This window comes from Pseudomonas petroselini (genome assembly GCF_045037875.1).
In the GTDB taxonomy this organism is placed as follows: Bacteria; Pseudomonadota; Gammaproteobacteria; order Pseudomonadales; family Pseudomonadaceae; genus Aquipseudomonas; species Aquipseudomonas petroselini.
Genome location: NZ_CP173614.1, coordinates 3,501,403 through 3,527,259, shown reverse-complemented (window position 1 = coordinate 3,527,259; position 25,857 = coordinate 3,501,403). Strand labels below are relative to the sequence as shown.

The window sequence follows — 25,857 nt, the reverse complement described above, 5'->3', positions numbered from 1 at the left end:
TGCGGCGAAAAAAGAACGATTATGGGCGAAAGGCCGCGTCAGGCAAAATCCTTTGTCGCCGTGAAGCCTTGATGACAATGGTTCTCGGCCCCCTGCACCGTCGTTAAAAGGCTATGCTCGGACCATGACTGTGTTCCCCGATCTGCACAACCTGCCCCGCCAGCTGCGCCACCCCGAAGTGCGCGACCTGGCGTGGGTGATGCTTGCCCCGCCGATGCTCGCGCAAACGCCGTGGCCGCAGCGCCACCCGCTGACCGGCAGCGACTGGGTGCAAGCGCCGCATCGGCTCGAACACTGGCTGCGACAATTGGACCAGGACAGCAGCGCCCTGCAGCAGTGGCTGAACCTGTCGCGCACCCGACGCCTGGGACTGTATTACGAGCGCCTGTGGCAATTCGCCGTGCAGCATGCGCCGGGCGTGGAGCTGTTGGCGGCCAACCTGCCGATCCGCCGCGCCGGGCATACCCTCGGCGAGCTGGACATGCTGCTGCGCGACCGTGATGGCGTGCATCACCTGGAACTGGCGATCAAACTCTATCTCGGGCCGCAAGACGGCAACGGCCAGGACGCCGCGCAATGGCTGGGTCCGGGCTGCCATGACCGACTGGACCGCAAGCTCGCGCATCTGGCCCAGCATCAACTGCCGATTTCAGCGCGGGCGGAAAGCCGTGAGGCGCTGGAAGCGCTGGACATCCAACAATTCGACGCGCACTTGTGGCTGGGCGGTTATCTGCTGTATCCCTGGCCTGGCCAAGCCCAGGCGCCCGTTGGCGCCCATCCCCAGCATTTGCGTGGGCGTTGGCTGCATCAGCGTGATTGGCAGGCATTTGTCAGCGCCAGCGCACCGGGCTACTGGCAACCCCTGCCCCGGCATGCGTGGTTGGCGCCGGCGCATTACGCGGCGGATGAGGTGTGGAGTGAAGCGCGGATGCAGGGCTGGCTGGCCGACCTGGACCCGATGGCACCGGCGCAGTTGCTGGTGCGGCTGGTGCAGGTGGGTGAGGATTGGGAGGAAGCTGAGCGGTTATTCCTGGTGGCGGATCTTTGGCCGAATGTGCCGGGGGCTGGCTGAGTTTTTGTAGTGAGTTTCAGGGCCTCATCGGGGGCAAGCCCCCTCCCACAGGTGAGCACATTTCTTCTGTGGGAGGCGGCTTGCACCCCGATAGCGGTTGCCCAGGCACTACAGCTGATCGATATGCCGATACTCCAACTGCAACCTGATCGCCAACTCCCGAGCCCGACCCAACCTGATCGGCCCGCGCTCGATATCCACCAACAACCCCGGACACGCCAGCAGCGACAACCCGTTAATATCCTTGAGTCGCCCGTCAGTAATCACCAGCAAGCGCTGCCGCTCAGCCGGATATCGCTTGCGCCGTACCGCCAGCCATTCCCCGGCTTCGGTCAATGCCGCCAGCAATGGCGTGCCACCGCCCGCCCCTAACTGCTCCAGCCAGCCCGCCAAGCCCTTGGCCGCTTTCAACCCCTGTACCTGCCACTTCGGCACTGGCCCGCTCGCGGTCAACAACGCCATCCGTGCCCGTTGGCGGTAAGCGTCATCAAATAATTGCGCCAACAAGCCCTTGGCGTCGGTTAACGCCCGATGCCGCCGTGTAGACGCCGACGCATCGACAATCACCAGCCACAGCTCATGGGCCGCACGACTGCGCAGGTGAAACAGCACGTCCTCTCGCGATTGCGGCCGACCACCGAGCAAAGTGCCCGGCCAATTGATCGCGCCTTGCTTGGCGCTGCGTGCCTTGCCGTGCCTGCCGCTGTCCAATCGCCCTGCCTTGGGCCGGGCATCCGCCCCCGCGTCAGGCCGGGGGCGAATGCCTAGGGCTTTTTTGGCCAGGCGGGCACATCCCGACGAGCGCCGGTGGGTAACGCCGGGGCGGGCATATCACCCCATTGGCCTTGGCCGGGCGAGGTGTCCGACGGTTTCGGTGCCTGGCCTTCAGGAGGCGGGCTGGACGGTGGCGCTTGCTCCTGACGGCGATGGCGCAGGGCAAACTCGGCAACGGCTTCGATATCTTCCTCGGCGATGGCGTTGGCCCCCCGCCATGCGGCATGCGCCCTCGCGCCTCGCAGCCAGACAAGGTCCGCGCGCAGGCCGTCGACACCGGCGGCGAAGCACCGCTCGGTGATCTGCGCCAGCGCCCGGTCATCCAACTCGATACTGTCGAGCCGCGCCCGCGCCTGGGTACAACGTTCGCGCAAGGCTGCTTGAGGCTCCGACCATTGCACGCAGAACACCGCGGGATCGCTGTCGAAATCCAACCGCCGACGGATGATCTGCCCGCGCTCGGTCGGCAAGGTCTGCCCGCTCAACGCCACGTTGAAACCAAAGCGGTCGAGCAGTTGCGGGCGCAACTCGCCCTCCTCCGGGTTCATGGTGCCGATCAGCACAAACCGCGCCGAATGGCGATGGGAAATGCCGTCGCGCTCGATCAGGTTGGTGCCGCTCGCCGCCACGTCCAACAGCAGGTCCACCAGGTGATCGGGTAGCAAGTTGACCTCGTCGACATACAACACGCCGCCGTCAGCCTTGGCCAATACGCCGGGTGAAAATTGCGCACGGCCCTCGCCCAATGCGGCGTCCAGGTCCAGTGTGCCCACCAGGCGCTCTTCGGTGGCGCCCAACGGCAAGGTCACGAACTGTCCGCTGGCCAACAGGTCCGCGAGGCCGCGCGCCAGGGTCGACTTGGCCATGCCGCGCGGGCCTTCGATCAGCACGCCACCGATCTTTGGGTCGATGGCGGTCAGGCACAGCGCCAGTTTCAGGTCGTCGGCGCCGACCACGGCGGACAGCGGAAAATGGGGAATATCAGTCATGCGAATTCTCTTTAAATCCTGCCTGTGGTGAACGGGCTTGCCCTGTGGTGAGCAGGCTTGCCCTGTGGTGAGCGGGCTTGCCCCGCGCTGGGCGGCGAAGCCGCCCCCCCCTGCGATACACCGCGTTATACCTGAAAAAATGAGGTGACCTTGTCAGGGCCGCTTCGCAGCCCAGCGCGGGGCAAGCCCGCTCACTACAAAAGTGCGTCTGGCGCGCTATCAATTGTCTTCTTCTATATCCAGCAACAGGTTTTCCAACGCCTCACGGTACGCCCCCGGCTCTTGCCACATCCCACGCTGCTGGGCTTCCAGCATGCGTTCGGTCATATCGCGCAGTGCATCCGGGTTGTGCTGTTGCACAAAGGCCCGGGTGTCGGGGTCGAGCAAATAGGCGTCGGCCAACAAGGCGTATTGGTGATCGTCAATCAGCGCGGTAGTGGCGTCGAACGCAAACAGGTTGTCCACGGTCGCCGCCATCTCGAACGCACCTTTATAGCCATGGCGCTTCACGCCTTCGATCCACTTGGGGTTGGCGGCGCGGGAACGGATCACCCGGTTCAGCTCTTCCTTCAAGGTACGGATCTTCGGCAGGTCCGGCTGGCTATGGTCGCCATGGTAGCTGGCAGCCTTGTCACCGCTCAGGGTTTCCACGGCGGCGAGCATGCCGCCCTGGAATTGGTAGTAATCATTGGAATCAAGCAGGTCGTGCTCGCGGTTGTCCTGGTTCTGCAAAACGGCCTGCACCTGGCTCAACCGCTGGGCGAACTGTTCGCGGGCGGCGGTGCCCTCGTCGGCGCCGCCATACGCGTAGCCGCCCCAGTTCAGGTAGACCTCGGCCAGGTCTTCGCGGCTCTGCCACAGGCGCCCGTCGATCGCGCCCTGCACACCCGCGCCATAGGCGCCAGGCTTGGCACCGAAGATGCGCCAGCCGGCCTGTTTCGCCGCAGCCTCTGCGTCCAGGCCGGACGCCAGCAAGGCCTCGCGCTCACTGCGCACCTTGGCCGCCAACGGGTTCATAGCGTCCGGTTCGTCGAGCGCGGCCACCGCCTGCACCGCTGCATCGAACAGGCGGATCAGGTTAGCGAAGGCATCCCGGAAGAAGCCGGACACCCGCAGCGTCACGTCAACGCGCGGCCGGTCCAGCAAGCTGATCGGCAGAATCTCGAAGTCATCCACGCGCTGGCTGCCCGTCGCCCACACCGGGCGCACGCCCATCAGTGCCATGGCCTGGGCGATATCATCGCCACCGGTACGCATGGTCGCGGTGCCCCATACCGACAGGCCGAGCTGGCGCAGATGGTCGCCATGGTCCTGGAGGTGTCGCTCCAGAATCAGGTTGGCCGACTGGAAACCGATGCGCCAGGCGGTGGTGGTGGGCAGGTTGCGCACGTCGACGCTGAAAAAGTTGCGTCCGGTGGGCAGCACATCCAAACGCCCGCGACTCGGCGCACCGCTGGGGCCAGCGGGCACGAAACGGCCGCCCAAGGCGTCCAGCAGCCCGCGCATTTCCGCCGGGCCACAGGCGTCCAGGCGTGGCGCCACGACGATACGCAGGCTTTCGATCACGGCTTTCACGTCTTCCCAGCCGGGCTCTTCCAACTGTTCCAGCGGCCCTTCCAACGCCTGCTCGATCAACCGCGCCGCGTACAGCTCCAGGCGCTCGCGGGTATCACCGGCAGTGCGCCACAACTGAGCGTCGATCTTCTGCAACACCTCGGGACGCCGTCCGGTCCAGGGTTCGGCCAGGGCGCAGTCCAGCGGGTCGAAACCCAAGTCAAACGCCTTGGCCAGCACCCGCAGCACACTCGACTGCGGGCCACGGCCATCGCCACGCGGGATGCGCAGCAAAGCCAGCAAGGTGTCGATACGCAAGCGGCCGGCGGGCGACTCGCCAAAAATGTGCAGGCCGTCGCGGATCTGCGACTCCTTCAGGTCGCACAGGTAGGTGTCCAGGCGCGGCAGCCACACGGCCGCGTCGGCATCGCTCTCCAGCTCCAGCTCCTGGTCGATGCGGGTTTCACGCACCAGCGCGAGGATGTCTTTCTGCAACGCCAGGGCGCGGCGCGGGTCGAGCAATTGCGCTTCGTAATACTCGTCGGCCAACAACTCCAGGTTGCGCAGTGGGCCGTAGGTTTCGGCACGGGTCAGCGGCGGCATCAGGTGATCGATGATCACCGCCTGCGTGCGCCGCTTGGCTTGGGCGCCCTCGCCCGGGTCGTTGACGATAAACGGGTAAATATTCGGCAGCGGCCCCAGCAGCGCGTCGGGCCAGCAGTTCTCCGACAGGCCCACACCCTTGCCCGGCAGCCATTCGAGGTTGCCGTGCTTGCCCACATGGATCACGCCATGGGCGCCGTAGGTGTGGCGCAGCCAAAAGTAAAACGCCAAGTACGCGTGAGGCGGCACCAAGTCCGGATCGTGATACACCGCGCTGGCGTCCACCTGATAACCCCGCGCCGGTTGGATGCCGACAAAGGTCAGGCCCAGGCGCAGGCCGGCGATCATCATGCGACCGTCGCGGCACATCGGGTCGTTCTGCGGCGGGCCCCAGCGTTCCAGCACCGCCTGGCGATTGGCCTCGGGCAAGCGCTGGAACAGCACCTCGTAGTCATCCAGCCCCAGGCTTTGATGGCACGGGCGCAGGTCGAGGCTGTCCAGGTCGTTGGTGACACCGCCCAACAGGTCGTGGATCAACGCCGTGCCGCTGTCGGGCAAGGTGTCCGGCAGCGGATAGCCTTCGGCTTGCAGGGCACGCAGGATATTCAGCGCGGCGGCCGGGGTATCCAGGCCCACGCCGTTACCGATCCGGCCGTCGCGGGTCGGGTAGTTGGCAAGGATCAGCGCAATGCGTTTATCCGCATTCGGCACCCGCGCCAGCTCGACCCAACGCCGCGCCAGCTCAGCGACAAAATCCATGCGCTCAGGTGCGGCGCGGTAGCACACCACATCCGACTGGCTGCGCTCGCTGCGCCAGGCCAGGTCCTTGAAACTGATCGGCCGGCTGATAATGCGCCCGTCCAGCTCCGGCAAGGCAATGTGCATGGCCAGGTCACGCGGGCCGAGGCCTTGCTCGCTGGCTTCCCAGCCGGGCTGGTTGTCCTGGGCGCAGATCGCCTGGATCACCGGGATATTGCGGCGAAACGGACGCAGGTGCGGCGCTTCGGGGCTGGACTGGGCAAAGCCGGTGGTGTTCAGGATCACCGCCGCGCCGACCTCATCCAGCCAGTCCTCGACCACCGTCAGGCAGCCCGGCTCTTTCAAACTGGCCACCGCCATCGGCAACGGGTTGAGGCCCGCCGCCTGCAAACGCTGGCAGAACACATCGATAAAACCGGTATTGGCCGCCTGCAAATGCGAGCGATAAAACAGCACCGCCGCCACCGGCCAGTCAGCGTTCCAGTCGGCCTGCCAATCGGTCAGACGGGCATTGGCGTGACGGGGATGATAAATCGCCGTGCGCGGCAGGGTGTGCGGCGCTTCCCAGGCGTAGTCGCGGCCCAGGTAACCACTGGCCAGGCAGCGATAGAAATCCAAGGCATTGCCCAGGCCGCCCTGGCGCAGGAACTGCCAGAGGCGATCACGCTCTTCTGCGCCGACGGTACTCAAGGCGCTGAGCTCCGGGTCCGGGCGATCATCCCCCGGTACCAGGATCAACTGCACGCCACGCTCGGCCAACTCCACCAAGCGCTCGATGCCGTAGCGCCAATAACCGATGCCGCCATGCAGCGAAATCAGGATGACCTTGGCGTGGCGCAGCACCTCATCGACGTACAGGTCGACCGAGGCATGGTTCTGCACCTGCATCGGGTTGGCCAGGCGCAAGCTGGGGTAGTCGTCGGGCAACTGCTGGGCCGCTTCGGCCAACAGCGCCAGGCTGGAATCACCGCTGCACAGGATCACCAGTTCAGCGGGGGTTTGGCCAAGGTCGGCAATATTGTCGTCCGAGACAAAACCACCGGGCTGAGTCCTGAGCAGGTGCATGGGTTAAACGCTGAGGGCTGCGCGCAGTTGCGCTTCGAGACCTGTCGCATCCAGGTCCTGGCCGATCAGCACCAGGCGCGTGATGCGCGCTTCGTCGGCGCCCCACGCGCGGTCGAAATGCTTGTCGAAACGCGTGCCCACGCCCTGGATCAGCAGACGCATTGGCTTGTTCGGGATCGCGGCGAAACCTTTGACACGCAGGATGCCGTGCTGCACCACCAATTGCGTCAGGGCGTCGAGCAGCAGCGCTTCGTCGGCTTGCGGCAGGTCGATGGAGATGGAGTCAAACGCATCGTGATCGTGATCGTCTTCACCGTCGTGGTGATGATCGTGATGGCTGTGGCGACCGTCGATATGCTCTTCGGCACCGGCGCCCAGGCCGATCAGCACGTCCAACGGCAGGCGACCGCTGCTGGCTTCGATGATCTTCACCGCCGGCGGCAGTTCTTCGGCGACTTCCAGGCGCACGCGGGCCAGGTCTTCGGCGCTGATCAGGTCGGCTTTATTGAGGATGACCAGGTCGGCACTGGCCAACTGGTCGGCAAACAGCTCGTGCAGTGGCGATTCGTGGTCGAGGTTCGGGTCGAGTTTGCGCTGGGCATCGACCTGGTCCGGGAACGCGGCGAACGTGCCTGCGGCCACGGCTGGGCTGTCGACCACGGTGATCACCGCGTCAACGGTGCAGGCACTGCGGATTTCCGGCCACTGGAAGGCTTGCACCAAGGGTTTTGGCAGGGCCAGGCCGGAGGTTTCGATGAGGATATGGTCAAGGTCGCCGCGACGGGCGACCAATTCGCGCATCACCGGGAAGAATTCTTCCTGCACGGTGCAGCACAGGCAGCCGTTGGCCAGCTCGTAGACGCGGCCGTTGGCTTCTTCTTCGGTGCAACCGATGGAGCACTGCTTGAGGATGTCACCGTCGATGCCCAACTCGCCGAATTCATTGACGATCACCGCGATGCGACGGCCCTGGGCGTTGTCGAGCATATGGCGCAGCAAGGTGGTTTTGCCCGAGCCGAGAAAGCCGGTAACGATGGTGACGGGAAGTTTGGCCAGTGTTTTCATCGGATGCCCTTGGGGGCGGGCATACGGGACGATAGGCCCTGCGACGGCGCGCAGCAGCGGATTTCGTCACCGGATCACCCCGCCCGGTTGAAGTGGAAAATCGGTTACGAGGCAGGTCTCCTGGCTTGGGGCTTGCGGGTCTTGCGACCGGCGCTGGCTGCGCCTTCCCGCCTGGTGGCAGTGGCGTGGCAGTCAGATGAACCCTTTACAGTTGCGGGGGCAGCCGCGGCTTGGACCGCGTTCCCTTCTTAGCTTCGGCCTGGGCCGAAGAACCTCGAGGGTGCAAGGCTACGCAGTGCTTGGGGGATGGTCAATGATGGGGTTGGGTTGGGTACATATCCGTTGCTGCGGTAACGGCAGATATGGGTTCCGCCCTTACGGCGGGTCACTTTTGAAAGGAGCCCAAAAGTAACCAAAAGGCTCTTGCCCCAACACTCGGCACCTCGCTTAGGCTCGGTGTGCCCGTAATCCGACAGGTATTTGGGGGGCCGCCGCCACGCGCCATCCATGGCGCGGGGCGGCTAAACCGGCATCCCTGCCGGTTTACCCCCCAAATCCCTGTCGAATTCCGGCCAGCGTGTTTAACGGGGCGCCTAAGATCAAAAGCAAAAGCAAAAGCACAGCGGCCTGACAGCCGGCTTGAGTGGTGTAGAGCAAAGGCAAACGCGGCGGCCTTAAAGCCGACCGGAGTTGCGTCTGTTGATCGCGGTCTAAATGTGGGAGGGGGCTTGCCCCCGATTGCAGGGTGACAGCCACAACTGCATCAGCTGACACACCGCCATCGAGAGCAAGCCAGCTCTTACACGTACCTGCTTTTGATCCAACCACTCAGGTCGGCTACTAGGCCGCCGTGCTCTTGCTTTTGATCTTGATCTTGATCTCAGGCGCCCCGTCAAACACGCTGGCCGAACGCAGGCTTGAATCCGTGGGTAACCCGGCAGGACGCCGGGTTAGCCGCCCCGCGCCATGGATGGCGCGTGGCGGCGGCCCACGGATTCAAGCCGGAGTGAGGGCACACCGAGCCTAAGCGAGGTGCCGAGTGTTGGGGCAAGAGCCCTTTGGTTACTTTGGGGCTCTTTTCCAAAGTGACCCGCTGTAAGAGCGGAACCATAAGCCGCCGTTACCCAAATAACGGATATGTACCCACATCCCCAATTGACTCCCCTCCCACCCCCATGCTCTCCTACACATCTTGTTTCGGGTGCCCTGCAAAGGGTGAAACGGGAAACCGGTGACTCATGCACACACGCATGACAGTCCGGTGCTGCCCCCGCAACGGTAAGCGAGCGAAACGTCATATCCACTGTGCCAGCCGGCATGGGAAGGCGACGTTTTCAGGCATTGAGCCCCTCGCAAGCCCGGAGACCGGCCCGAAAAAATCAGATAACAAACCCGCGGTGGGCGGGCGCTGTTCAGAAATCTGCGTGCCTGGCTCGCGGGGTTTTCATGCGCTCGTTTCACCCTGACACCTGAAAGGGACGCGCCATGTCGATCATCAGCAGCACCTCGCACTCCGCCAGCAGCACCTCTACGTTGAGCCAACGCCTGACCGCCGCCATCGGCGCGTCGATCCTCGGCGCGTGCCTGGTGTACTTCGCCGGTTTCTCGCACATCGAGGCCGTGCACAACGCCGCCCACGATACCCGCCACAGCGCCGCGTTCCCGTGCCACTGAGACCTGCCGACATGATCAAGCGTATTGCGCAAACCGCAGGTTTCACCGGTCTCCTGGCCGCCCTGCTGCTCACCCTGCTGCAAAGCTTCTGGGTCGCCCCGCTGATTCTGCAGGCGGAAACCTTTGAAAAGGCCCCAACCGTCACTGAAGTGACGCATGAACACGCTGCCGGTGCTGCCGCGCATACCCACGACGCCGAAGCCTGGGAGCCGGAAGATGGCTGGCAGCGCGTGCTGTCCACCACGGGCGGCAACCTGGTGGTCGCCGTCGGTTTCGCCCTGATGCTGGCCGGCCTGTACACCCTGCGCGCACCGACCCGTACGGCTCAAGGCCTGCTCTGGGGCCTGGCCGGTTATGCAACCTTTGTACTGGCGCCGACAATGGGCCTGCCGCCCGAGCTGCCAGGCACCGCCGCCGCCGACCTGGCGCTGCGCCAGACGTGGTGGATCGGCACCGCCGCCTCTACCGCCGCAGGTATCGCTTTGATCGTGTTCGGTCGCAACGGGTTGCTGAAAGTGCTGGGCGTGGCGATCCTTGCAGTACCGCACGTAATCGGCGCGCCGCAGCCTGAGGTGCATTCGATGCTGGCACCGCAAGCCCTGGAAGCACAGTTCAAGATCGCTTCGCAGTTGACCAACGTCGCGTTCTGGCTGGCCTTGGGCCTGATCAGCGCCTGGCTGTTCCGCCGCAACCGCGACGATCAATACTCCGCATGACCCTGGTGGTCGGCCTGGGCTGCCAGCGCGGCTGTGATGTTCATACCCTGCTGGGCCTGTTTGATGCCGCCCTGGCCGAGGGCGGTATCGAGCGCCAGCGCATCACCGCACTGGCCAGTATCGCGCGCAAACAGGATGAACCGGGGCTACTGGCACTGGCCGCGGCCCTGAACCTGCCGCTGCGTTGTTTCAGCGCAGAACAACTGGCGCCTTTCGCAGACCGCCTGAGCCACAAATCCGCGATCGCCTTTGCCCATACCGGCTGTTACGGCATCGCCGAAAGCGCCGCCCTGGCACTCGCCGAACACCTTGCTGACGCCCCTGCCCGCCTGCTGATCACGCGCAAAAAAAACGCGCAGGCCACCTTTGCATTGGCTTGCGCCGGCTGAAATCCCGATAATTGCCCTTCCCGATCATGAACAATATTCATGCTCGCCCGTTTTTCGACAGGAATCACCATGACCGTCTACTTCATCGGCGCAGGCCCCGGCGACCCGGAATTGATCACCGTCAAAGGCCAGCGGCTGATCCGCAGTTGCCCGGTGATCATCTATGCCGGCTCGCTGGTACCCGCTGCCGTGCTGGAAGGACATCAGGCAGAAACCGTGGTCAACAGCGCCGAACTGCATCTGGAACAGATCATCGACCTGATCAAGACCGCCCATGCCAAAGGCCAGGACGTCGCCCGCGTGCACTCCGGCGACCCGAGCCTGTATGGGGCGATTGGCGAACAGATCCGCCATCTGCGCGAGTGGGGTATCCCATTCCAGATCATTCCCGGCGTGACCGCAGTCGCGGCGTGTGCGGCGTTGTTGGAAACGGAACTGACCCTGCCCGACATCGCCCAGAGCGTGATCCTGACCCGCTACGCCGATAAAACCACGATGCCCGCCGGTGAAGACTTCGACAGCCTGGCGCGACATGGCACGACCATGGCGATTCACCTGGGGGTCAACCACCTGGAAAAGATCGTCGCCGAACTGTTGCCACACTATGGCGCCGATTGCCCGATTGCCGTGGTGCACCGGGCGACTTGGCCGGACCAGGATTGGGCGGTGGGCACGCTGAGTGACATTGCCGGGAAGGTGGCGGCGAAAGGGTTTCGGCGCACGGCGCTGATCGTGGTGGGCCGGGTGTTGGCGAGTGACAGTTTCAGTGAGTCGTCGCTGTACCGGGCCGGGCATGCGCATCTGTACCGACCATGACAATCAACATGCACTTTTAATCGCAAGCAGCTGATTTAAATTAATAAATTAAAATAAAAATGCCGGAGCGGGCTTACTTCAACAGTTAATCTTGTTTGTTAGATAATTAACGCAAGCCATTGAATTTTAAGCATAAAAAACGGCGCTCACGGGGCGCCGTTTTTCTGTCCGCAGCGAACACCTTACTCAGTAGTAGGCGTTTTCTTTCTGCGTGTGGTCGGTCACGTCACGGACACCCTTGAGCTCCGGAATACGCTCGAGCAAGGTGCGCTCGATGCCTTCACGCAAGGTCACATCCGCCTGACCGCAGCCCTGGCAGCCGCCACCGAACTTGAGCACGGCGATGCCGTCATCCACCACATCGATCAGGCTGACCTGACCCCCGTGGCTGGCCAGCCCAGGGTTGATCTCGGTTTGCAGGTAGTAGTTGATGCGCTCGTTGACCGGGCTGTCGGCGTTGACGTTCGGCACCTTGGCGTTTGGCGCCTTGATGGTCAATTGGCCACCCATACGGTCGGTGGCGTAGTCGACCACGGCGTCGTCGAGGAAGGCTTCGCTGAAGGCGTCGATGTACGCGGTGAAGCTTTTGAGCCCCAGGGCGGTGTCTTCAGGTTTCTCTTCCCCTGGCTTGCAGTAGGCAATGCACGTTTCAGCGTATTGGGTGCCGGGCTGGGTGATAAAGACGCGGATGCCGATACCTGGGGTGTTCTGCTTGGACAGCAGGTCAGCCAGGTAATCGTGGGCGGCGTCGGTAATGGTTATGGCAGTCATGGAAACTCCTCACAGGCTTGCCGGCAGTTTACGCCAAAATATTACGTAGGTACAAAGTCCTAGTGTTTTTGTCGGGATAGTGGTTTTTTTGATGGGTGTGCCTAGCTGTTATTTGTGTTCAACGGGCGCCTAAGATCAAAAGCAGGCTGATATCCACCTGATGCATGCAGATCAAACTGTGGGAGGGGGCTTGCTCCCGATGGCGGTGTGTCAGTTGATGCCTCTATAGCTGTCCCACTGCTATCGGGGGCAAGCCCCCTCCCACAGTTTTAACCGAGTACGGCACACACAACACCGGCCCCCTCACAAATTCTCGTACCGATTCATGTCCAACACCCCCTCTTCCACCGGCGTGGTCTCACGGATGTACCGCGACAAATCATGGAAATACTGCCAAAACAACGGATGACTACGCCGCACACCCCACCGATCCACAATCTTTTCAAACCGCTTGGCATCGTGAGCCTGCTCCATCTGCGCAACAAACTCCGGCACTTCCTGAGCCGGGATGTTGAACATGAAGTTCGGGTAGCTGCTGAGCACGCCCGGATAGAGGGTCAGCGTGTCCAGGCCCGGCTGGTAGCGATAGGCCTCCCCCAGCAGAAACGCCACGTTACTGTGGGCCCGGTTGCGCAGCATGCTGTAGACCACGCGCTTGCCGCCGGCCGTCTCGACACGCAGCATCGTGGCCTCGGGCAGTTGGTCGATGACCTTGAGCCCGGCGGCCGGGCGCGACGTCAAGCGGCTAAGCGCCTGCTCAGCATCCTGTAAGGCCGGATCAACACCGTCACGGGAACAATACGCACCGCTGCAACGGTTGATCGGATCCGGACTGGCGTTCAAATCGCCATAACGGCTAAGCAACTGCTTGGCAAAATCGCGCTTCGGGTCTTTTTCATCCAGATGCAGGCCGGTGGGTTTATCGTCATCAATCGCCTCGTAATCCAGCCACAGCTTGAGCTTCCCGCTGTTCTGGTACCAGTCATCCATAAAGCCATCACGGGAATCAGCCGGCATCAGGCGCAGGAAGTTCTGCTCAGCGCCATTGCGGATCAAGTCGAAGTACAACCGCGTCTGGGCCTGGTGCGACACATTGCCGAACACATCGAAATTCACCGCCAACTGGTAATACGTACGCTCCAGCAGCGGGTAGTCGAACAGCCACATCGTCTGCGGCACTTCGCCGATCAGGCCTTTGGTCACCGAGGCACTGTCGAAGTGGCGGAAGATGCTCAGCAAGGCATTGTCATTGCCCGCCCACAGGCTCGACCAACTCGGCGGCGGCAGGTCGGCGTAGCTGTCACGGCGCAGGGCCTCGTACTCATTGCGCTTGTCACGGTAGGCCAGCCATAGGCTGAGTACACTGCCGACGTCATCGTTCTGCCCAGGCATGGCCAGCAATGGCGTGGCCTGGCCGCGATAGCGCGCATCAGTAATGTACAAGTCGTGGTCCGGGTCCTGGAAAAGCGTCCAGAAGTTGTCGCGGATCACGTCCGTGGCGATCTGCCCACGGCACACCGGCCCGCGAATAAAGGTGCGTACGAAGTATTCGGCGTTATCCAGCATGAACTGGTAGCGCGCCTTGGCCGGGATGGCTTCGAAGGTTTCGAACGGGTTGGCGCGCCGGCCAGGGCCGTAGCCCGGCAAGGCGTTGACCTGCCAGTTATCGGCGTAAAACAACGCCTTGATGCGCGCCATCTTCTCGGCACTGAACGGGTACGCGATGTGGGTTTTATGCACGATCACGCCCTGCATCGGCCACAGGCGGTAATACACACGGGTGCCGGGGTCATCATTAGGGCGTCGGGTGGCAATCAGGTCGATGGGTTGACCGCTCGGCGTGCGCGAACGCACCCACTGGAAGAAATGCCCCGGCTCGCCGTTCTCAAAGTAGATATGAGCGAGGAACAAATGCTCGAACAACCAGCGCGCCACGAGGCTTTCGCGGGCGCCGGGCTGGTTGAACAGGTTCTCCCACTGTTGCACCTGCAGGGCTTCCTTGGCGCTTGGCGCCAGGCCTTGCTCATCAATCGGCGCGCCGGAAGCCAGCCAGCGTTGCAGGGTCTGGTACTGCTGGTCGGTCAGGCCGGTGACCGCCAGCGGCATGCCTTCCTTGGGATGGGCACCGGCGTAGGCATTGAACTCGCCGGGCATGGCGCACAGGTTTGCGCGGTTCAGGCCCAGCACGATGTCATCCGGCAGCTTGGCATTGGGCACCAGCGGGGCGTTATGGCCCAACTCCAGCATGCGCGCCATCAAGGCAGCCTGGCTGCCCTGGGCGTCCAGCACCGAGTAGAAGCCCTTCTGCTGCCAGGCTTGCTTGCCAAAGGCGTCATAGAACAACCGGGTGGTCGGCGTGGCCTGGCTGCGTTCGCCATCGTAGACCGGGATTTTGCTCGCTCCGCGCGCCGCCCCCTCGGCACTGCCCAGGTTGAGTTGGCAGGCGGAGTCGTAGCAGGCATGGCAGGCCACGCATTTCTCGGTAAAAATCGGTTGAATGTCGCGGGTGTACGAAATCGCCGGGGCGGGTCCGTCGGCCTGTGCAATGCAGGCGACCAGCGCCAGGACGGCGCTGGTGATGAGGCGAAGTGACATGTATCCGGTCCCGATTCAATGCGTGCGCTGAAAAATTGCCGTGATTCTACCGATGTCGACAGGCCACCAACTTGAACGATATTCATGCAAAACCTGGACATGCCGCAAATCGGCACAGGTTTGCTATGATCCACGCCCTCCGTAATGCCTGACCAGAGTAGTCCCATGTCCGATCGTAGCGTTCGTCTGCAAGCCCTTCATCAAGCCCTCAAGGAACGTATCCTGATCCTCGACGGCGGTATGGGCACGATGATCCAGAGCTACAAGCTGGAGGAGCAGGATTACCGTGGCAAACGCTTCGCCGACTGGCCAAGCGACGTCAAGGGTAACAACGACCTGCTGGTGATCACCCGTCCGGACGTGATCGGCGGTATCGAAAAAGCCTACCTGGATGCCGGTGCCGACATCCTCGAAACCAACACCTTCAACGCCACCCGCATTTCCATGGCCGACTACGGCATGGAAGAGCTGGCCTACGAACTGAACGTAGAAGGCGCACGCCTGGCGCGCAAGATCGCCGACGCCAAGACCCTCGAGAACCCCGCCAAGCCGCGCTTCGTCGCCGGCGTGCTCGGCCCGACCAGCCGCACCTGCTCGTTGTCGCCGGACGTGAACAACCCCGGCTACCGCAACGTCACCTTCGATGAACTGGTGGAAAACTACACCGAGGCCACCCAAGGCCTGATCGAAGGCGGCGCCGACCTGATCCTGATCGAGACCATCTTCGACACCCTCAACGCCAAGGCTGCGATCTTCGCCGTGCAAGGCGTGTTCGAAACATTGAATATCGAACTGCCGATCATGATCTCCGGCACCATCACCGACGCCTCCGGCCGCACCCTGTCGGGCCAGACCACCGAAGCGTTCTGGAACTCCGTGGCCCATGCCAAGCCGATTTCGGTGGGCCTGAACTGCGCCTTGGGCGCCAGCGAACTGCGTCCATACCTGGAAGAGTTGTCGAACAAGGCCAGCACCCACGTTTCCGCACACCCGAACGCCGGCCTGCCGAACGAATTCGGCGAGTACGATGAATTGCCGTCGGAAACCGCCAAGGTCATCGAAGAATTCGCCCAGAGCGGCTTCCTCAACATCGTCGGCGGCTGCTGCGGCACCACGCCGGGCCACATCGAGGCCATCGCCAAGGCCGTGGCCGGGTATGCGCCGCGTGTGATCCCGGACATTCCCAAGGCCTGCCGCCTGTCGGGCCTGGAGCCGTTCACCATTGATCGCAGCTCACTGTTCGTCAACGTCGGCGAGCGCACCAATATCACCGGTTCGGCGCGTTTTGCCCGCCTGATCCGTGAAGACAACTACACCGAAGCCCTCGAAGTCGCCCTGCAGCAGGTGGAAGCCGGCGCCCAGGTGATCGACATCAACATGGACGAGGGCATGCTTGATTCGAAGAAGGCCATGGTGACCTTCCTCAATCTGATTGCCGGCGAGCCGGACATCTCCCGCGTCCCGATCATGATCGACTCCTCCAAGTGGGAAGTGATCGAAGCCGGCCTCAAGTGCATCCAGGGCAAGGGCATCGTCAACTCCATCAGCATGAAGGAAGGCGTCGAGCAGTTCATTCACCACGCCAAGCTGTGCAAGCGCTACGGCGCCGCCGTGGTGGTGATGGCGTTCGACGAAGCCGGCCAGGCCGACACCGAAGCGCGCAAGAAAGAGATCTGCAAACGCTCCTACGACATCCTGGTGAATGAAGTCGGCTTCCCGCCGGAAGACATCATCTTCGACCCGAACATCTTCGCGGTCGCCACCGGTATCGAAGAACACAACAACTACGCGGTCGACTTCATCAATGCCTGCGCCTATATCCGTGACGAATTGCCGTATGCGCTGACCTCCGGCGGCGTGTCCAACGTGTCGTTCTCGTTCCGTGGCAACAACCCGGTGCGCGAGGCGATCCACTCGGTGTTCCTGCTCTACGCAATCCGCAACGGCCTGACCATGGGCATCGTCAACGCCGGCCAACTGGAGATCTACGACCAGATCCCGGCCGAACTGCGCGATGCGGTGGAAGACGTGGTGCTCAACCGTACCCCGGAAGGCACCGATGCCCTCCTCGCCATTGCCGACAAGTACAAAGGCGACGGCAGCGTCAAGGAAGCCGAGACTGAGGAATGGCGTGGCTGGCCGGTGAACAAGCGCCTGGAACACGCGCTGGTCAAGGGCATCACCACCCACATTGTTGAAGACACCGAGGAGTCCCGGCAGTCGTTCGCGCGTCCGATTGAGGTGATCGAAGGCCCGCTGATGTCCGGCATGAACATCGTCGGCGACCTGTTCGGCGCCGGCAAAATGTTCTTGCCCCAGGTGGTGAAATCCGCCCGTGTGATGAAACAGGCCGTGGCCCACTTGATCCCGTTCATCGAGCTGGAAAAAGGCGACAAGCCGGAAGCCAAGGGCAAGATCCTCATGGCCACCGTGAAAGGCGACGTGCACGACATCGGCAAGAACATCGTCGGCGTGGTGCTCGGTTGCAACGGTTATGACATCGTCGACCTGGGCGTGATGGTGCCCGCAGAGAAAATCCTGCAGGTGGCCAAGGAGCAGAAGTGCGACATCATCGGCCTGTCCGGCCTGATTACGCCGTCCCTGGACGAAATGGTGCATGTGGCCCGCGAGATGCAGCGCCAGGACTTCCACCTGCCGCTGATGATCGGTGGCGCCACCACCTCCAAGGCGCACACGGCGGTGAAGATCGAGCCCAAGTACAGCAACGATGCAGTGATCTACGTCACCGACGCCTCGCGCGCCGTGGGTGTGGCGACGCAGCTGCTGTCCAAGGAACTCAAGGCCGGCTTCGTCGAGAAGACCCGCCTGGAATACATCGACGTGCGTGAACGGACGTCCAACCGCAGCGCGCGTACTGAGCGCCTGAGTTACCCGGCGGCCATCGCCAAGAAGCCGCAGTTCGACTGGAGCACCTACACCCCGGTGGTGCCGACCTTTACCGGCGCCAAGGTACTGGACAATATCGATCTCAAGGTACTGGCCGAATACATCGACTGGACGCCGTTCTTCATCTCCTGGGACCTGGCCGGTAAATTCCCGCGCATCCTCGAAGACGAAGTGGTCGGCGAAGCCGCTACCGCGCTGTATGCCGACGCCCAGGAAATGCTCAACAAGCTGATTGACGAAAAACTCATCAGCGCCCGCGCCGTGTTCGGCTTCTGGCCGACCAACCAGGTGCAGGACGATGACCTGGAAGTCTACGGTGACGATGGCCAGCCGATTGCCAAGCTGCACCACCTGCGCCAGCAGATCATCAAGACCGACGGCAAGCCGAACTTCTCCCTGGCTGACTTCGTAGCACCAAAAGACAGCGGAGTGACCGACTACATCGGTGGTTTCATCACCACCGCCGGCATCGGCGCCGAAGAGGTCGCCAAGGCTTATCAGGACGCTGGCGACGACTACAACTCGATCATGGTCAAGGCCCTGGCCGACCGTCTGGCCGAAGCCTGCGCCGAGTGGCTGCACCAGCAAGTGCGTAAAGAGCACTGGGGCTACGCCAAGGACGAGCAACTGGATAACGAGGCGCTGATCAAGGAGCAGTACAGCGGTATCCGCCCTGCGCCCGGCTACCCGGCGTGCCCGGACCACACCGAGAAAGCCCAGCTGTTTCAACTGCTGGACCCTGAAGCCCGCGAAATGCAGGCGGGCCGCAGCGGCGTGTTCCTCACCGAGCACTACGCAATGTTCCCGGCAGCGGCGGTCAGTGGCTGGTACTTCGCCCACCCACAGGCGCAGTACTTCGCCGTGGGCAAGGTCGACAAGGACCAGGTGGCGAGCTACACCGCCCGCAAAGGCCAGGACCTGAGCGTGAGCGAGCGGTGGCTGGCACCGAACCTGGGGTATGACAACTGATCAGCCAGGCGCTTGCCGGGCTAGTTGCCCAGTTCGGCGATTTCGCGGGTGGAGAGTTCTCTTCTCAACCCGCGTAGCTCAACCTCATTGGCTTTTTGCAACGCATCGACTTGCTCGAGATACGCTGGATTGATGTCAGGATACTGCTCTTCCAGAGTCTCCGATTGGTCGGCCAGCGTCTGTTGCACCTTAGCGAACTCGGTTGGGTATTTTTCCTGCAGATAACTTTTCCAGTAGTCACGCGTGATCAGTTGCTCGATAAACGCCGGGGTCTGTTCTTCGGCCATCACGCTGGCGTAGGCCACGTCCAGGTCAGCAGCCTGTACCCCTGACACGCCGCGGTAGAGCATGGTAGAGGGCTGCGTGGGGAGATCCAGGCGTTGCGCCAACCCGGTTCGATACGCCAGGCGGATCTCCGCCGGGTCCGTGCCAGGGAAGCGCTGAATGCGCTTTCTCGCCAGCGCCTCAACCTCCCCCAGGCGAAACAGACGCCTGGAAAGCTTCAGTAACGTGCGTCCCTTATCGGAGGGATCCATGCGACGAAGGGCATTGAACTCATAGACCCCGACTTCCACATCGTTGAACAACAGTATTCGACCATCACCACAGGTCGCCTTATTCCTTGAGGTCCGTGCAATGAGCATCAGGCGTTCGCTCAACGCCGGGTCGCTGTGCGCAGCCTCCAGAACGTCCCAAACCCGCTCTGTCAGCCTGACGCGGTCCTGCTGAAAATCACTGGTGTGTTGAAGTTGCGCCAACATGTTCGAGAAGTCCTGCGTGGTGTCCTGGGCCAACACTTCGCGCCATATCTGGTGCTTTTCCGAGTCGGCGGCCACGCCGTCGAACCATCGGGCTTTTTGCGCCGCAGGTGTCTCTACGTCAGGGTGATCGCCAAAGTGCTCGTCATCAGCTTCAGGCCCGTACCCCGCGATCATTTGGTCAACTTCCTGCGTGGTAAACCCAAGCCCTCGCCCGGTTTCGCGCTCGTATTCACGCAAGCGTATCAACTCCTCCTCCAGCAACAGGTTATCGGACAAGTCCGTGCCCGCCATCAAACCGGCATGCTCGGGCAGAAAGGCGTCGAGCGGAATCCGCTGTATTTCCAAATTACTCCGCAAGTCCAGGCGAGTCAGTTGGGGTGACTGCAGCACGCCCACCGGCCAATCGCTGAGTCGGTTGCCACTCAGATTAAGGCTTTGCAACCGGTCAAGGCCGGTGACATCAAAGTCAGGCAGACGATTGCCTTCCAGGTCCAGCACCTGCAACAGGGGCAAAGCACGCAACTGGCGCTGCAACCGTGCTGCGTCAAGAAAACCGTTCTGGCTGGCGCTCAACCGAACAAGGCGTTCACACTGCGTTACCGCCTCCGGCAATGCGCCCAGCCCGTTGCCATTCAACGTCAGGCTGTTCAATCGTGGAAATGCGCGCAGAAACTCGTCCGAAGCGCTCGTTAGCCTGACGTTGCTCAGGTCCAGCGCACCGACATGGTTGAGCGTGACCGGCAGTGCCGGCAAGTCGCCAAGGATCAAGCCGCTCAAATCCAGCGCATAGTCGTTAGGGATGTCCTGCGGGGCATGCACCTCGCGCAGTGTTTCGCGCCAGCACGTCAGAAGCTGGTCAGCGGCGCGGCGGCGGTCAACCGCGTTCACCCACCCGATGCGGGTGCGAACAGCAGGCGTGTCGATCCAGGCATTAAAGCGCTCGATCATGTGCGCCTGCTGTTGCTGCCACTGGCGCAGCGTGGTTTCAATTTGCGTGGCACTCACGCCCTGTTCCAGCCAGGCGTCTATTCGTTCAATGGCTTGCGCCGCGCTCAACTGCGGATCCAGGCGTTGCAGCTGTTCGGCCGATGTCAGGCCTCCCCCACCCGCAGCGTCCAGCGGCAGCGGCAACAACAAGTCCGGTTGCTCCGAGGCCTCTATCGGGAAATACATCGGATCACCTCCGGTTCTCCCTGCGGCCAACACAGTGCGCTCAATGCCGAATGGCCTGGCATACATCGTTGCCAAGGGCGACCCAGGCGCGGTGCGGTTAGCGAATGTCTGCGCCTTGCTCATCGCTTGCGGGCTCAACCGGCAACCCCGCAACGAGGTACCCGCCAACAGGACATCGTGGCCAACCAGCGCGGCATCGGGAATCTCCGTAATAGCGCTATGACTCAAATCCAGAAAACCCAGCTTTGGCAGGGTTAGCACACCTTCCGGCCAGGCCCGAACCTGGGTCTGCCCCAGGTCCAGCGACACCAGGTCCCTGAGCGCGCTGACGGTCAGGTTGCCGACCCGGTTCCTCGATAGGTCGAGCCTCTGCAAGGAGGTCAGCCGGTTCAACCGCGCCTGCATTGACGCGGTGATCGTCAGTTCATTCCCCGCCAGATTCAGTTCGCTCAGTTGCCCCAACGTCTCAAGGGCCCGTGGCAGCTCCGTCAGTTTATTGCCACTCAGGTTGAGCACCCGCAGCTCAGGAAAGCTGCGCAGGAAGTCATCGACCTGCGTTGCGGATAGCTTTGCATCCGACAGGATCAGGTGACGGATCTGGGGAAATACCTCATCCCCCAGCGCCGGCAGATCACCTGGCGCGCCATAGTTCGTCAGGTCCAATACCTCGTTCAACGGCTCGCGCCCCAAACCCGAGTACTCACGGTCCAACACTGTGCGCAGTGTCTGCGCACCGATACGAGACGGGCCAGCCACCGGCTCGCGCGCGCCATACCGGGCAGCCAGCGCATCACGCCGACATTTGCGAATCCTGTCGGCCAGCACCCGACGTTGTTCGACGAACATTTCCCCGCCATCGACGCGCACGGGCGACTCCTGCCACGTCACCAGCGCCTCGTCCGTGACGCGATAGCGCTCAAGCAATGCCTCGACATGATCCAGCAGCGCGCGCCCCGCCAGTCCGTCCTGCTTGAAAGCTAGCAAGGCGTTGCCCGCCATCCCTCGGTCCTGACTATTCAACGTGCGAAGGCGCTGCAGACAGTACTGCGTGACCATCTGCGACTCATCCACCAGATGAGCCGGGTTTTCGTGCACGTAGTCAAACGCCCGCCTGAAGGCGCGGGGCTCCAGCGCCCCCCAGTTCAAGCGCAGGCTGCGCCATAACGGCGCGTGCCCACTGAACAGCGCATCGGGCAGCGAGGGGATATCCAGACCTGACAGGTCCAGCGACGCCAAGCCTGCATGCGCGAGAAGCCCCGTCGGCCATTGATTCGACGGCCCCGCCAGGGTCAAGTCCCGCAAGTTCGTCAACACACTGTAATCCAAGGCTGGAAGTTGACCGGTCAGGTGTAACTTCTTCAGTTGAGTCATCCCCTGCAGCGCTTGCACCAGGTCTGGCGAGTACTCTGCGGCCTCAAGCTTTAGCTCGGTGAGGGTGTCCAGCGTGGACAACTCACCCGCCAGGGCGGGCATGTCCGCAGCAACGAGTTGAAGATCGAGGCTTTCCAGCGCGGGAAACGCTTGCCTCAACGTGCCGTCGAGGAGTTGGGTGCTGTTTATCCGCAGCTTGCGCACATGCGAGAAGTCGGCCGCCCATTGCGGCAACGCCTCTGCGCCCAGTAGATCAAGCTCGAAAACCGCCGCCTGCCCGCGCCGCAAGCCGTTTCGCCAGCACCGGAGGATCTGCGCGGCATAAAAATTTCTGCGCAGCCCCGGAGCCCCTTGTGCGTCAGCATGGGCCCAGGTCAGCAGCACCCTGCAGAGCTCAACAAACTCCCTGCGGCGGTTTTCCAACAGGTGGAAAACCTGCTGTTCGGAGTCACCCGCACTCATGCGCTCCCTGATGAACTGCAAGGCCTGTTCATCAGACACATTAGGATAAACACTGCGCACCCTGGCGATCAGCGGCTCATCAGCAAAGCCCGCGACATCACCGCTGGCAGCGTAGCCAATCCGGCCAGAGGCTGTACGTACCAATCGCCCGGCCCCGCCCTTGAGCGGTTCGCGCTTGAGGATGCGGGACATGTCATCGCGGAGGCTGCGTGCATAGTCAGTCACCTGTTTGTGTAACGCCTCGCCCGGATGACCCTGCAATGCATCGCGCAAGGTATCGGGCAGCACTTCCACCAGCGATTCGAACAGGTTCCGGCCGGCCTTGGGCACACTGTTCAACGCACGCCCTTCGCTATCGAAGGCACGAAAGGCGTCCTCGTTCCAGAGCAAATAAAAGCGCGTCGGCGCCTGCTCGCGGCCAATGCTGTCTACCAGCGGCCCTTTAAGGCCGCGGGCACGCACTTCGACGCGGATATCCGCCGACCAGCCGGGCAAGCGTTCCAGGGTGTGCAGCGCCAACCGGTCACTGGCCGACGACGCCATGCTCTCCAGGTACAAACCGGCTAGCGCCCGACTCAAGCTGCCTTGATGCAGGTGAACACGAATTTCTTTTGCCAGCCGCAAGGGAATGCGACCGGTGCTGCGGAGCTGGCTCAACGCCTCGGCACTCGCGCCGCCCAGTACCTGCCCCGCCGCTTCCGGCGACAAGGATGGGAAACTGCGCTGAAGTGCCTGGGTATCGACATCGGGAGAGGCTTGTCGACTCATCAGGTTTTTTACCAAGGCCTGTTTTCTGAGCTGAGCCCGGTCGGCCAAACGGTCCCTGAACAGCTGCGTTCGATCTACGCCTTCTTTCGCACTTTCGCTGCCCAACAGTTGCCGGGTGCGCGCTTCGTCGAGGCCTGCCAATACGCGCTCCGGCAGCTTCCCGGCATCGACTTCGGCCTGGGTGATCTTGATGGTCGGCCTTGTATGGCTGGGCGCCGAAACCGAACCAAATCGCTGCGAGTCCCCCGCCAGCCCAGGACCGTTAAATACCTCGACGACCTCCTCAGCCGGCCAACTCGGCATTTCCACGGCCAGCGGCACCATGAATTGGCAATGGCCCTCCAGGCACGCGCCTTGGCGAATCTGCCCGATCACCTCGTCTGCTTGCTGATCCACTTCAAACACCCGGACCATCTCCGACAACACCGGCGGCGGTGCGTGGTGATCGACGTGTAACGCTCGCAGCTCATCGTCACTGACCCCACTGGCATCGGCGATCTGCTCCAGTTGCGCATCGGAAAAACGCTCCATGTGCGGCCCTGTTCGCCGCAACAACGCGGTGCGACTCCATTCCAGCGGACGTTCCAGGGTGTGGCGCCAGGCGCCGTGACCGTTGTGCTGCAGCATCGGCTGGTAGGCATCCGCGTCGGTCGGGTGCTTGATTGCCCACTGGTCGAGGGTTGGGTCGAAGGTCTTTTCATAGACGTTGCCGTCAATATTGACGTAAGTCTTGCCCCCCACTTCAAATTGCCCCAAGGCATTGGGGGTGAGGCCCTCAAGGGAGACACTGCTTTTGTAGGTCGCCAGGTCTGGATGCCACAAGCGCAGCTTGCCGAACGGCAGTGCGACCTTGGTCATGCCATTGACGAACCTCGAGGGCACGATGGGTGGCGCTTTACCCGCCACCGCGCCCAATGCCGCCATGAAGGCGACGTTCGCCATCACCGATTTAAGGTGCGTCCACGCCTCCTCGGCGTCGCCATGCCGCCACGACTGCACGCCTTGGTACACCTCGTAGCTCAGTTGCACAGCCGTGACAGCCAGCATCACCTCACCCAGCCCAGGCACAAAGAACGCCGCCACGTTGAGTACGTTGAAGCCCCATTCGGCGTAGTGCTTGAGTCGCTCTAGCCAGGCCTTGTGGTCAACATCGGCGGTCGGTATGGCCAGCAATTTGGCGTTGGATTTTATCCTGGCGAGATGAAAGTCATAGCGCGCGCCGAACACTTCACCGTCGATGAAGTCCTCCTCCATCCCCAGGTTCAGCGCTTCGTTCCAGACTTCCTCATAAATCCCGCCGGCATAGGCGCCGGGGTTGTAGGAGGAACGTGGGTAGACCGGGTTCGGGTTCCAACGATGGACCTTGAGTTGAAGCTTGAGCCGGCGGAAAAACTGTGCCGATTCATCCTGAGGCACAAAGCCTGAGAAAAAATGCTGATACTGGGGAGATCGCAGCTTGATCGCCAGGTCCTTGGAGAATTCGCTGGCCGTGGCGTATTCCTTGACGGGACTGACCGGATCCCCGGGTATATACACAATGAAGCGCGTCTCGGGAGGTGTCGACTCTTGGACCAGACCACTGCCGGGTAATAGATTAAGCCAGGGTTTTTTGAGGAGCGCTCTGGTTCGGCGGGAACTTGCCCCGATTATCAGCACATCGCTCAATGCTGAACCCAGCACCTCCAAGCGACTGAACGCGACCGGCTTGCCATCAAGCTTGGCTTGGCCCTTGCCCTCCAACACCGCCAACAGCAGGGTAAAGGCCGCTTCATCAATGGCCGACGTCATCCGCGCAATGTGGGCCTGCACGCGCAAGCGGTCCTTGTTTGCCATGATCGTGTGTTGGCGTACGGTGGCAGCGTTGTCCGGCGCCTCGAACACCTGGCTCAGGTGCTCCTGGTATTGCCTGCCCAGGTCCAGTTCCCGGCACAGGCTGGCGAACGCCGCGGGTTTGATCGATAACTTATCGCGAATGCTGTAGCGGGTTTTGCCGAACGGGTAAGTCCTGGTCTCGTCATAGAGGTGCATCTCCAGCGAGCCCTCGGGGGCGAGTGCGCTGGTCTCCTGCAGGGAGACTTCGTCAAAGGGCTCATCGGCCTCGAAGTTGCGCAGTGCTGCTTGTAACAGCGATTGCTGGTCGACGGTGTTCGGCGCGCGCAGATGAAACAGATGGGTTGCCACCGGATCAGGCGCTTGCCCGAATGTGGTGCGCAAGGCCTGCGTCAGCAGCGGCTTGCAGAATTCGGTGATGCCTTGGAAATCCTTGAGGGTCTTGGCCAATTGCTGGCTTGAGGTGGTGCTTTGCATCTGGCTGTCGAGCAACCCTTGACGCAGCACCGAGGAGGCCTGGGCGAAAACGGCCGGGTGGGCCTTGATAAACCGTTGGGCGGGATCACGCGCCCGGGTCATGGCCTGCAGGTGAGCGCCGTGCAAATGCCGCGTCCAGTCAGGCAGGCGGCTCTTGATAAATGGGACATGAAGCCCCTTGGAAGGTGTTGGCATGGGGTTATTCCTGATACCTCATAGAGAGGCATCAGGAAATCACCGCCACCTGCCGGCAAGGCGGTAGATGTTTAGGCCGTCGCTGCCGGCAAGCCGCTGAGC

The 25,857-nt window shown here is 62.3% G+C and carries 13 protein-coding genes and 2 riboswitches; of the genes, 6 read left to right on the top strand and 7 right to left on the bottom strand.

The annotated features are described in order from the left end of the window. The first annotated feature begins 124 nt into the window (after window positions 1-124). Window positions 125-1,072 (top strand): DUF1853 family protein, encoded by a 948-nt coding sequence (locus ACI512_RS16210; protein WP_236380593.1) that lies wholly within the window; start codon window positions 125-127, stop codon window positions 1,070-1,072. Window positions 1,073-1,180: 108 nt separating this feature from the next. Here ACI512_RS16210 and ACI512_RS16205 read toward each other — a convergent pair whose 3' ends face one another. From ACI512_RS16205 to cobW, 4 genes are all read right to left on the bottom strand, one after another. Next, window positions 1,181-1,783, bottom strand: a complete 603-nt coding sequence (locus ACI512_RS16205; RefSeq protein WP_236380594.1) for a VWA domain-containing protein — start codon at window positions 1,781-1,783, stop codon at window positions 1,181-1,183. A 53-nt stretch (window positions 1,784-1,836) separates the two neighbouring features. Then, complete coding sequence (locus tag ACI512_RS16200) at window positions 1,837-2,835, bottom strand: ATP-binding protein (protein WP_012723863.1); 999 nt, start codon at window positions 2,833-2,835, stop codon at window positions 1,837-1,839. A gap of 219 nt (window positions 2,836-3,054) precedes the next feature. Further along, a complete protein-coding gene (gene cobN, locus ACI512_RS16195; protein ID WP_405121216.1) occupies window positions 3,055-6,816 on the bottom strand; it encodes a cobaltochelatase subunit CobN in 3,762 nt (1,253 codons plus the stop codon). Window positions 6,817-6,819: 3 nt separating this feature from the next. Beyond that, window positions 6,820-7,881, bottom strand: coding sequence for a cobalamin biosynthesis protein CobW (gene cobW, locus ACI512_RS16190; protein WP_405121215.1), 1,062 nt, complete (start codon window positions 7,879-7,881; stop codon window positions 6,820-6,822). A 92-nt stretch (window positions 7,882-7,973) separates the two neighbouring features. Beyond that, window positions 7,974-8,173, bottom strand: a riboswitch (cobalamin riboswitch). A gap of 890 nt (window positions 8,174-9,063) precedes the next feature. Further along, window positions 9,064-9,270, top strand: a riboswitch (cobalamin riboswitch). 96 nt (window positions 9,271-9,366) lie between these two features. On the opposite strand from cobW, the gene ACI512_RS16185 reads away from it, so the two are divergent. The 4 genes from ACI512_RS16185 (at window position 9,367) to cobM (ending at window position 11,476) form a co-directional block, all read left to right on the top strand. Further along, window positions 9,367-9,555 (top strand): CbtB-domain containing protein, encoded by a 189-nt coding sequence (locus ACI512_RS16185; RefSeq protein ID WP_012723860.1) that lies wholly within the window; start codon window positions 9,367-9,369, stop codon window positions 9,553-9,555. 11 nt (window positions 9,556-9,566) lie between these two features. Next, window positions 9,567-10,271 carry a CbtA family protein gene (locus tag ACI512_RS16180; RefSeq protein ID WP_064053853.1) on the top strand — a complete coding sequence of 235 codons (705 nt, stop codon included), beginning with the start codon at window positions 9,567-9,569 and terminating at the stop codon, window positions 10,269-10,271. Then, on the top strand, window positions 10,268-10,660 hold the full coding sequence (locus ACI512_RS16175; RefSeq protein WP_064053854.1) for a cobalamin biosynthesis protein: 393 nt from the start codon (window positions 10,268-10,270) through the stop codon (window positions 10,658-10,660). The genes ACI512_RS16180 and ACI512_RS16175 overlap by 4 nt, the downstream gene beginning before the upstream one ends. A 69-nt stretch (window positions 10,661-10,729) precedes the next feature. Continuing rightward, window positions 10,730-11,476 carry a precorrin-4 C(11)-methyltransferase gene (cobM, locus tag ACI512_RS16170; protein ID WP_064053855.1) on the top strand — a complete coding sequence of 249 codons (747 nt, stop codon included), beginning with the start codon at window positions 10,730-10,732 and terminating at the stop codon, window positions 11,474-11,476. Between the two features lie 186 nt (window positions 11,477-11,662). Here cobM and nfuA read toward each other — a convergent pair whose 3' ends face one another. Together nfuA and ACI512_RS16160 are read right to left on the bottom strand one after the other, a co-directional pair. Next, window positions 11,663-12,247 carry a Fe-S biogenesis protein NfuA gene (nfuA, locus tag ACI512_RS16165; protein WP_003190728.1) on the bottom strand — a complete coding sequence of 195 codons (585 nt, stop codon included), beginning with the start codon at window positions 12,245-12,247 and terminating at the stop codon, window positions 11,663-11,665. 303 nt (window positions 12,248-12,550) lie between these two features. Then, window positions 12,551-14,842 (bottom strand): fatty acid cis/trans isomerase, encoded by a 2,292-nt coding sequence (locus tag ACI512_RS16160; protein WP_405121214.1) that lies wholly within the window; start codon window positions 14,840-14,842, stop codon window positions 12,551-12,553. A 165-nt stretch (window positions 14,843-15,007) separates the two neighbouring features. Between ACI512_RS16160 and metH the strand changes: the two genes are divergently transcribed. After that, window positions 15,008-18,718, top strand: coding sequence for a methionine synthase (gene metH, locus ACI512_RS16155; RefSeq protein ID WP_064053857.1), 3,711 nt, complete (start codon window positions 15,008-15,010; stop codon window positions 18,716-18,718). A gap of 20 nt (window positions 18,719-18,738) precedes the next feature. Here metH and ACI512_RS16150 read toward each other — a convergent pair whose 3' ends face one another. Then, window positions 18,739-25,755: an NEL-type E3 ubiquitin ligase domain-containing protein gene (locus ACI512_RS16150; RefSeq protein ID WP_236380494.1), complete on the bottom strand. Its 7,017-nt coding sequence runs from the start codon at window positions 25,753-25,755 to the stop codon at window positions 18,739-18,741. Window positions 25,756-25,857 lie beyond the last annotated feature (102 nt).

Coding starts and splice junctions, on each gene's coding strand:
- ACI512_RS16210 (WP_236380593.1), top strand. CDS start 125: ATGACTGTGTTCCCCGATCTGCACAACCTGCCCCGCCAGCTGCGCCAC.
- ACI512_RS16200 (WP_012723863.1), bottom strand. CDS start 2,835: ATGACTGATATTCCCCATTTTCCGCTGTCCGCCGTGGTCGGCGCCGAC.
- cobN (WP_405121216.1), bottom strand. CDS start 6,816: ATGCACCTGCTCAGGACTCAGCCCGGTGGTTTTGTCTCGGACGACAAT.
- cobW (WP_405121215.1), bottom strand. CDS start 7,881: ATGAAAACACTGGCCAAACTTCCCGTCACCATCGTTACCGGCTTTCTC.
- ACI512_RS16185 (WP_012723860.1), top strand. CDS start 9,367: ATGTCGATCATCAGCAGCACCTCGCACTCCGCCAGCAGCACCTCTACG.
- ACI512_RS16180 (WP_064053853.1), top strand. CDS start 9,567: ATGATCAAGCGTATTGCGCAAACCGCAGGTTTCACCGGTCTCCTGGCC.
- ACI512_RS16175 (WP_064053854.1), top strand. CDS start 10,268: ATGACCCTGGTGGTCGGCCTGGGCTGCCAGCGCGGCTGTGATGTTCAT.
- cobM (WP_064053855.1), top strand. CDS start 10,730: ATGACCGTCTACTTCATCGGCGCAGGCCCCGGCGACCCGGAATTGATC.
- nfuA (WP_003190728.1), bottom strand. CDS start 12,247: ATGACTGCCATAACCATTACCGACGCCGCCCACGATTACCTGGCTGAC.
- ACI512_RS16160 (WP_405121214.1), bottom strand. CDS start 14,842: ATGTCACTTCGCCTCATCACCAGCGCCGTCCTGGCGCTGGTCGCCTGC.
- metH (WP_064053857.1), top strand. CDS start 15,008: ATGTCCGATCGTAGCGTTCGTCTGCAAGCCCTTCATCAAGCCCTCAAG.
- ACI512_RS16150 (WP_236380494.1), bottom strand. CDS start 25,755: ATGCCAACACCTTCCAAGGGGCTTCATGTCCCATTTATCAAGAGCCGC.